At 45.3% G+C, this 9083-nt stretch carries 5 protein-coding genes; all 5 read right to left on the bottom strand.

The window, feature by feature from the left end; translation table 11 throughout:
- Positions 1-137: 137 nt before the first annotated feature.
- Entirely contained in the window at positions 138-3893 is a 3756-nt protein-coding gene (locus VGM55_RS26310) for a neuraminidase-like domain-containing protein (protein ID WP_331637209.1), read from the bottom strand.
- Positions 3894-4511: 618 nt separating this feature from the next.
- Positions 4512-4688, bottom strand: a complete 177-nt coding sequence (gene lysC, locus VGM55_RS26305) for an Rz1-like lysis system protein LysC (protein WP_331637208.1) — start codon at positions 4686-4688, stop codon at positions 4512-4514.
- Positions 4672-5037: a hypothetical protein gene (locus VGM55_RS26300; RefSeq protein WP_331637207.1), complete on the bottom strand. Its 366-nt coding sequence runs from the start codon at positions 5035-5037 to the stop codon at positions 4672-4674. The genes lysC and VGM55_RS26300 overlap by 17 nt, the downstream gene beginning before the upstream one ends.
- A gap of 665 nt (positions 5038-5702) precedes the next feature.
- Positions 5703-8093: a hypothetical protein gene (locus VGM55_RS26295; protein ID WP_331637206.1), complete on the bottom strand. Its 2391-nt coding sequence runs from the start codon at positions 8091-8093 to the stop codon at positions 5703-5705.
- A gap of 576 nt (positions 8094-8669) precedes the next feature.
- A complete protein-coding gene (locus VGM55_RS27565) occupies positions 8670-8948 on the bottom strand; it encodes a lysozyme (protein ID WP_414648320.1) in 279 nt (92 codons plus the stop codon).
- Positions 8949-9083 lie beyond the last annotated feature (135 nt).

The raw sequence follows: 9083 nt of genomic DNA, 5'->3' as shown, positions 1-9083 counted from the left end.
TGTGAGTCGTATTCGTTCTGACTCTCCAGAACCATACGGATGGCCCGCTGGCGGACCTCAGGGGAAAAACGCGTATTTTTAGTCATCCTGTTTGCCTCTTTCTCAAGGAGTTTAGTCTCCAGGATTTCCGGGGCGGTTCAGCGGTGCCCGTTTGAATAATCTTCCCCTTTCTGGTAAGAACAAATATAAAGCTTTTCCTGCTCCACATCCCGTGCACAATAAAGACCGGTATCATCAATACTGACCTCACTCAGCGGCAGAATACCTGGCTGGGTGATAATGGATTGAGGGGCGCTCCAGTTGCCATCATGCAATATATGTGCATATTTCAGCAGATACTCAACGGTTTTTTCGGTCGTGCCACCCGTTGCCTTGCCCGTTTCCCGGCGCTCCCCCCACACCAGATAGAGCCGTGACTGAAATATGACCGGACGTATCAGATTATTCACTGGCGTTACTGCAACAGTGATTTTTTTCCATTCCGTCCAGGCGTTAGCGGGAAGTTTTCCGGACGATAACTTGCCAATATCCGCCGAGCGCCAGTAATAGTCGCCAATATCGGAACGCCCGACGATGTATGTTGTCCCACTCTGGTCACTGATGCCATCATGATAACCACTGATAACCTCCAGATTGGCGATTTCCTCAAAGCGGGTCATGTACGTTTTGAATGCTTCCTCCACTGAATCGCGGGTCAGTTCACTCTGACTGAGAGACTGCAGCATTTCGTTCATCATCCCGGTTTGCCCGACACGCACCGCCGGGTCAATATAGTTTTCCGGGTAATAAACCAGCTGAGAAACCGCCGCCCAGGTACTGTAGCGTTTGTTATACCTGTCCCAGTCGATAAAGAACTGGCGGGTTTTGATGATATTATTTACTTCTTCTCCTTCCTGACCATTCAGCGACCGGTTCACATACAGTTGCACAGAAGCAATGGCTTCAGCCAGACGTGTAGTTTTTACCTGTGCTGACACCTGATAATCCAGCAGTAGATACCCATAAAGCGTTTTGCGGTCAGTAACCCATGCCGGGGTGGTTTTTTTAATGGCATAAGCACTTAACGCCGCGCTGAGAGCTTCATCCAGTACTGCCTGCAGGCACTCCGTCTGTTGACGGTCAAGTCCGGCCTGCAGCGAGTGGCTGATATTTCCCCACTGCTTCCAGTCGGGCAGTGTGTCAGGCTCTGAATATTTCAGTGCCACCAGAGAGGCCACCCCATCTGGCGTAATACCAAGGGTTGTGGCCATATCCACCCACTGCATAACAATATCCACATCTTCAACAGTCTGAATAAATGTCAGTGCATCATTATGTTGCTTCATCCCCTGAGTAACCATCTGCTCATCCAGTTTCATCGCCCGGGCGAATTTAACCGGCGTAAGCTCCTTATTTTTCAGTGCATCCAGCACCTCTGTGGCTGAGGTTTCGCACCCCAGTAACCATCTGTGCAAATAAGCCAGCCAGCGCACAGTGGCAAGAGAATGTGGCAGGCTTTCAGACTTAAACTGAATGCAGCCTGGCATGGTGACAGCAAGCGACAGCTCGGCTGACGTCAGCTTGAGTGAGCGAACAACCAGCACCAGTTGCCCCAGCACCTGGCAAAATGCAATAATCTGTTTATTCTCTTCAGCTGTAAGCGAATCCTTCACCATTAATGACAGAAACTTATATACTGACAGTTCCTCTGGTTTCAGCTGTTCGAGCCAGCGCAGGATATCTGCCGCGATTTCTGTTGAATCCAGCCCTGTGGCTGCCGCAATAAACGGGGCGGCACGCGTATACTGATTTTCAGGAGTAATAATCTGTCCAGTTAAACCATCGCGGAGCGTGGTTTGCAGCGTCTTAATTTCAGGGGTGCTATCGGTGGAGTAATGTTCCGTCAGCATCGGCCAGAGGTCATCCACCGTCCAGCCCTGCGCTTTAATCCAGCGGGTGCACTGGTCCAGGTAACTGGTCAGGGCAATGAGGTCTGGTGTATTCATCTTTAAGAAACTTTTTTTGGCGTAAGGAGTCACTGACAATAGTAACGCCAGTTCAGTGACCGTTAACCCATGCACTTCCGCCAGCAGTTTTACCCGGTACATCAGGGAGAGATTGTCAATGGTACAGGTGAAACTGGGGAGTGGTGTATTCCTGTTGATCAGGGACCACAGGGTATACAACTCAGCATCATTAACCTGAAATGCGCGTTTGAGCACGCCAGTATGGAAGGTATTCGTGTTTTCAGCGGGATTCAGGTTGATGGTGATTGTGTCATCGGCATAAAATTCCTGCCCGTTCAGCGGTGGGGTGTTAAATAAACGGGTAAATACGCTACGTTCTCCACCGTGGCTTACCTGGCTGATTGCGGCACCTGCCAGCACCAGCGATGCTGAGGCATCCAGATGGTAATATTGCATATAATCGTGAATACGGAACAGTTTGTTCAGAACATGAATATTAATTGTCAGATCATTATCGGTACTTTCGCTCTCAATGACCGAGAGGATATCTGCGGGAGAAATGCCGGTGGCTTTCCAGAGGCGGATAAGTTTGTTGAGCTTAAGCAGAAAAATGGTGAAACTGTAGCGAGTAATGTTAAAATTAACATTAGCGTAATATCCGCCATTTTTGCGGGTCACCGCGATAATGACATCTTTTTTTATTTGCTCTTCTGATAAGGTCAGGGGGAAGGATTCCGGATTGTTTTTACGTATATCATAATTGTCGCTCTGGAAGATATCAGAGCTCCACTTCCCGTCTGTTCCTATTGAGAGTGAGCCTTTGCCAGGATTATCAACAATGGTAAAATTGAAAACATAATTATTGCCACCGACAGGAATCAATTCGGTGTAACCAAACTGATAAGCGTTATGCCCTGCTGTTCGTGTAATCAGCACAGACTCCAGCGTTTCCCCATCGTTAAGCAAGGTGACAAGTCGGTCATTCCGGTAATGTTGTACATCCGGTCTGGCATCGTTATGAATCAGGATATTCAACAATGGTGACAGCTCTTCGTAGGTCAGCCCGTAATAACGGGCGAGCGCCGATAAAGACTGCAGTGACCGAATATTGGTATCACCAAAATTTTCTTTTATCAGCGTATCGGCATTTGCATCTGTAATATTTTCGGTGAGGATCTTCAATAACTCTGGTGAAATGTGTGCCTTCAGGGCTAACAGCGAAACTGAATCAACTCTGGCGGTTACATCAGGATTTCGACGAAAAGCTGAAAAGGTTTCATCCTGCAGAAAAATGGACTGCCGGATAGTTTCATAGGACAGGTGGAACGGTGTATCACTCGTGAAACGGTAAGCGGAGAGCATTTCCATTACCTTATCGTAATTTTTCCCCTCTTTAACCTGAATACCCTCCATCAGCAATTCATTAGAAAGTGACAGCGTTGATAACTCATCTTCCATATTCTGTTGCGACAAAGACAATGAGGCCAGATCCGGGCGACGGATATCCAGATGGTGCTCCGAGCCTGGCTCGTGTAATTTCCTGGCTTCGAGGTACAGTTCGGTGAGATAACCTGCCGGTGAAAACATGGAGGCGACAGAGCCAGGTTTGACAAACTTACCGGCACGATTGCCAAACAGTTCATCATAGCTGCGCCGGTTGGCTGACTGACAAATCCCCAAACGAACAGCATTGGCCAGTTGAGGGTTGGCACGACTCAGGATACGGATGTCTTCCATCCTGTTTTCTTTTAGTGCGTTCTGTGCCTGCTGATAAAGAAAGTTTCGTTCTCCCCACGTCAGTACATTACCTGTGATTTTATTAATTTCCGGGAAAGATAATCCTGTAAAATGAGACAATGAATAACTCTCAGAGTCAGATGGAAATTGTGTTTTGAATGTTGCTGATTTTTTTCTATATAAATCCAGCTTATTTAAAATATATTTCATGCAATACATATTTACTATATCTCATGTTGAACCTCTCGGTTTTAGAGAGAGTTTTTTTCAGTGAAATCAGGCAGCCAGAACCAGCGTGAGAATGCGATTGTTTTTTGAGTACAGCCAATTACTGGCGGATAAGAAAGCTTATGGGCACTGCTGCAAAATTAGCGATGAGGTAGCCTTAATCCTTGTAAAAAGTGCCCACATTTCAAAAACTCTGCTCATCAGAAGCATCTCAACCAAGGGAGCACCGTAATAGGAGAGGATAGGGGTATCCTTAATGTAAATTAGGTGTGTGTTTTCCAATACCTAACCATCCACATGTTACGCAAAAGGCAGCTTCAGCATCCTCACGGGGACGGATTGTTCCGGGCAGAGCAGTTTTATCTGCTGGTCGTGTAAATAAATAACCTGTTCCGGATTTTGGCAACCTGCTGCCTTTAATGTGACAGAGCCTGAACCCAGCACTCTCATGGTCAGTCAGGTCAAAGAATATCGCCTCATCTTACAGGTGAGTGACGTGCCAATCCAGCAAGGCCTCTCGGATATACGGGTACCACCGGGCAGCCAGAGACTCAGTAAGTCCGGCGGCTTTTAAAGAACATTTCCATCATCATTCCTTCTCTATGCAGGTGGTGCCATAATAGTAGCGACAGCCTGTTTGTCTGCGTTACACTTTTCCAACGCCAGATGCAAGCGCGCCACATAACCCGGGTATTCACCCCAGGTCCGAACGGTAAAATCTGGCGACGGGCAAGGGAGCAGTAGATGGTGAGGTACAGGATTAATGGGAGAGTGCATCACCGTGGAGGGTTTTGCGCTGCAACCGGATAACATCATCAGGCACAGCAATAGCAGCACAGGGTATCTGTGCCAAAGCTCGATGGAGTTGTTTTTGGTGTTGTTCATTGTTTTCCTCTAGGCGCTGCTGTGTCTGCTGACGCTTGGTAAGAGCTGCCGACAGACGAGACTCTCGTTGTTTGACATTTTCAATCTGGATCTGCAGGATATTCAGCTGCTGGTTCAGCAGGATATTGCTTTTCTGCAAGGCGATAAGACGATCCTGTTGACTGTTAATCCACAATCCGCCAGCAACCAGCAAGACGAGAAAACTCAACAGGCCAATTGGTTTTATCATATTCAGACTCATGATTTATTTCCCGGCTCCGATAATATTCGGTTCCACACCCAGTGCAGTAGAGTTCTGCCAAGCGTGCTGCAGATATCGGCCATGTTCTGGCTTATGTAGATTCCTAGCTTCGCGACACAGTTCGGTGAGATAACCCGCCGGAGAAAACTTGGAGGTGACTGAACCTAGTATGACAAATTTGCGGGCACGGCCACCAAATAAATCTTTATATATACGCAGGTTGTCAGGTTGATAAGTACCCAGGCGAGCAGAATCGGCGGGACTCATCCATACTATTTTCTTTCAGTACATTGTGTACCTCCTGATTGAGAAAGTTTTTTCGCCGCATTTCAATATATCAATGAAGCTACAAGAGTTTTATTATGCTCAGGAGTAGTCATATTTATAAACTCCAACTCTGAATTTTAGCGGTCTATCGCACCTGTGGCTAGGCTTGTGTTTATAGTTACATTAATATACTTTGCATTCTACACATATATAAACGCATCTCACGAAGCATGAGATAAATAAAATAATACTCGGCAACACACTATAAACAATGGCTTTCCCTAATAATAAAAAGGCAGGTAAGGATATAATTTCTTTGTTGGCATTTAAATACTAACAAGGTAAGTTATCAATTCCTGCCTTTTACATAGCGGACGTTAAATAATTATGGTGTCATATTAAACATCCAGTGGGATCCCCCACTTCCCTTTCTCAGTAGTGAACTGATTTAAACCATTCAAACCGTCATAATAGAACTCAAGATCAATAAAGAAACGAGCACCAGTCCAGTAGTTAGTTCCTATTCTGAACTCTTTACCGATTTCATTTTTATTAGATGGGAGGTAACCAACAGACGCCTCATTACCCTCATCATCATAAGTAAATAACTCAGCTCTTACACCATAAGGCAGAGTGTATTTTGCCGTGCGATGCTTACCTTCTTCCGCTTTAAATAGGGTATGCAGGCTTCGGCATTCCCCCATTCCGACAGAATTGATAAACTCACCAGTGGTGTCATCATAGAACTCAATTTTATTATCACCATAGCTGATTCCGCGCCACAATTGTGTTTTAAACCAGTCTTTATAAAGACTAGCATCTTCATTGGGTTTTTTCATTGTATCATAAATGAACCAGTTACGTTTTGCATTATATTTATCAAGTGCAGAAGGTGCGGCATTGATATTAAAGTCGTCACCTAATGCATTCCCAATTTTGGTGCATGCGTCGTTAAACCATAAGACTATTTCATGATGCAGCATCGCGGCGTTATAAATACCTGTAGCTTCCAGCGCATAGGTTCGTGATTTATAGTCAATAAATTTGGCAAGTCGTTCAGTTGTATCTTTGTTACCAGAACTATTACCTTGTTTGCTGTATGTCAAATCGTTATTGTTAGTATAGTCTTTCACCCAGTGGCTACGGTTGCTGGGAATAACATGGTTAGTACTCCAGATACGTATTCCATTCCCTTGACGATCAAAAGCTTGATTGTAAACTTTATCAAGAAATTGCCAAGAATCATTAATAAATTTTCGACAATTATTCAAAACATCCTTAGTTAAATTGTTATTATGATCTTCATCCAGATATACCAGAAAAGCTCCATAAATAAAACCCATTACCAACATGCATTGTGGGGCCAGTTTGTAATGGATGGCAAACTCTTCCAGTTCCGGGTCAGGGGAGAAGAAACGATGTGACAATGCAAGTGCAGCATCATAATAATCTTTACGTGCCACTGAACGCTTACTTTTATTATTGTCGGAAGGCGTTTCATCATAATCTTTGGTGACCGCCGCCAGTGTTGTTTTGTAGCGTTCCAAATCGTCTAGCCACTTCAGAATTTCAAATTTATTGTGGTTACTGATTTTTTCACCTACCTGTTTTCTGATTTCCTCCTTCACATCTTCCATGGTCAGTGAATTTGGCGGAAAAATCATCCCCAAAATCAGATCTGCAAACGGCCCCAAAAACAACCCGATACCTGCTGTGGAAAGGAAACTACACGTCAGCTTCATTGCTTTACCTGCAAGTTGTGCGCAGGACTTTGTAATCATTGTTGCCGCAGTACGGTTGAACGCATCAGGTATAGTCTTTTTAAGGAGATCCTGAGGATACCCACGATTGTAGTTTTCAGCCGAGGCAGGCAGTTCAACATAGCGACCAATTACACCCGGTAGGATTAATGTGTTCTCAGAGGTGTGACGTGTTGCGTTATCGCTTGCGGGAACGTGTGAGTCAAGCATATCTTCCCAGCTTTGTTCCCGCTCGTCAAAGCAGGCAACCGCATTATATACTGACTCCAGGCCTATGTTCTGTAAATATTCACGAGCAATTTTAGGTTTCAATGTGTGTGAGACATCCTGAATTCTTGCAGCATTTTCTGCGTCAAATTCAACCCAGCTTGTCAGTGAACTTTCTGTATGCGTATCGAACAGATAGACCATCTCATTATAAGGACCCGCCAGGCGTACAGAGAGTGATTGCATACGTTTGTGTGCAGCGTCGCCAGTGGTGCGCGCGATAAAATCAGCAGCATTTGCAAGGAAAGCGCTCACCTCTGGCGACTCGGCGAGCATCAGTTTTGCGCGAACCGCAGAATGCAAAACAATCAGTGATAGGGCAAAAAAGCGGGGGAAATAAGGCAATACTTTGCAGGGGGTTTTCGCGCTCCAGAATAGCTTTTGTTTATTCTCCATCACTCCCATGGCGATCATTAGGTCGTTATTGTATTCCTGAGCAAGGAAGCCTTCCTGTTGGGTGTCCACCATAAGACGGCTAACATGGCTGCTCATTGATGAATTGACCTGTTGAATTATATCACGTTGTTCGGTCGATAATTCCAGCCCAACTGCTTTCACCATATCAGCCTCTTTTTTCATCCATTCACCTTCAGTAGGAAGATGGATTAAATCACCCTCAGCGTTAACCGAAGGATACTTAATAAGCCCAAGGCTGGCTAACGATGTTTTAATATTTTCCAGAGAGAAGTTAATGGTTGTAACTTCTTCCTGTTGCTGAGTGGCGCGTTTTTTTTGTTCACAAGTACACATATTTTCTGACATGATTGATTCTCATATTGTTAAAGAACGCATTGCTTGAATGCGGGTGGTTGTTTCCCTAGGGGAGATGATAAAAATAGCGTTTCCTTTCCAGATTAAATATCAAAATTTTATTTAAATAATACTTAATGGCATTTACCCCCTCAGTTGTTGAATACATTTTTCCAGTGTATGAAGATATTTGTCATTCCCGATTAGGGATGCTTGCCAAGTTAACGGCTACGAAGGCAAAGGGGATAGACTAAGTGCGTGCGGGACCATTAGGCACAGTGCGCGCGGCAAATTCCTCCTCTGCCAAAGCCTGGTGCAGATAAGCCTGTCTTTTACTACTGGCTAATGTGGCTGATGTTTTCCATGTTCTGTATCCTGATGGGCTTTGTGCACCTGAAGCGTGTGTTGAGTAAATCGTTCTTGGCTAGTCTTGTTTATATCTCGCGCCCACATCAATGTTGTGATTTGAGACGCTAGGTATTGATTACAATTTTCAAGGCTTACAGTGCACCAGGCCAGTATAGATCATTAAAAAAAATATAATCAGCCACGGTAGTAACCGGTCTAGTAGTAATTTTATAAGAAACGTTATTCCCCCGTGCGCAGACAATATTCCAGTTCACGTTGTCGCCGGTTTTCCAGACCGGGAACACGTTTACCACTGGCGTAAACCCAGCGCGATAGCTCCTGACAGGCCGCGTTGATATTTCCTGCATTGGCTTCTTTTGCCAGCGTGGAGTTACAGAACGCTGAACTGCCGATATTGAAGGCCAGTGAGACAAATGAGTCATACTGAAACTGCGTCAGCCGCGTATTAATACAGCGTCTTACCGCTGTTTCAGCTGTCTTTACATCACCAAGGAACAGTAGCCCGCCTGCGGCGGGAGCTAAGGCGCTGTCAGAAAGGCGCTTTTTTCAGCTACCGTAGCCCGTTATAATCCCGCGCATGTATATTCCCCGACCTGCAAAGCTCCTCTTCCTGATTGATGATGGCTGGGGTCA

The sequence above is a fragment of the Cedecea sp. genome (genome assembly GCF_036500665.1).
Lineage (GTDB): Bacteria > Pseudomonadota > Gammaproteobacteria > Enterobacterales > Enterobacteriaceae > Cedecea.
The sequence above is the reverse complement of the archived record's forward strand: the minus strand, read 5'-3'. Positions and strand labels throughout refer to the sequence as shown.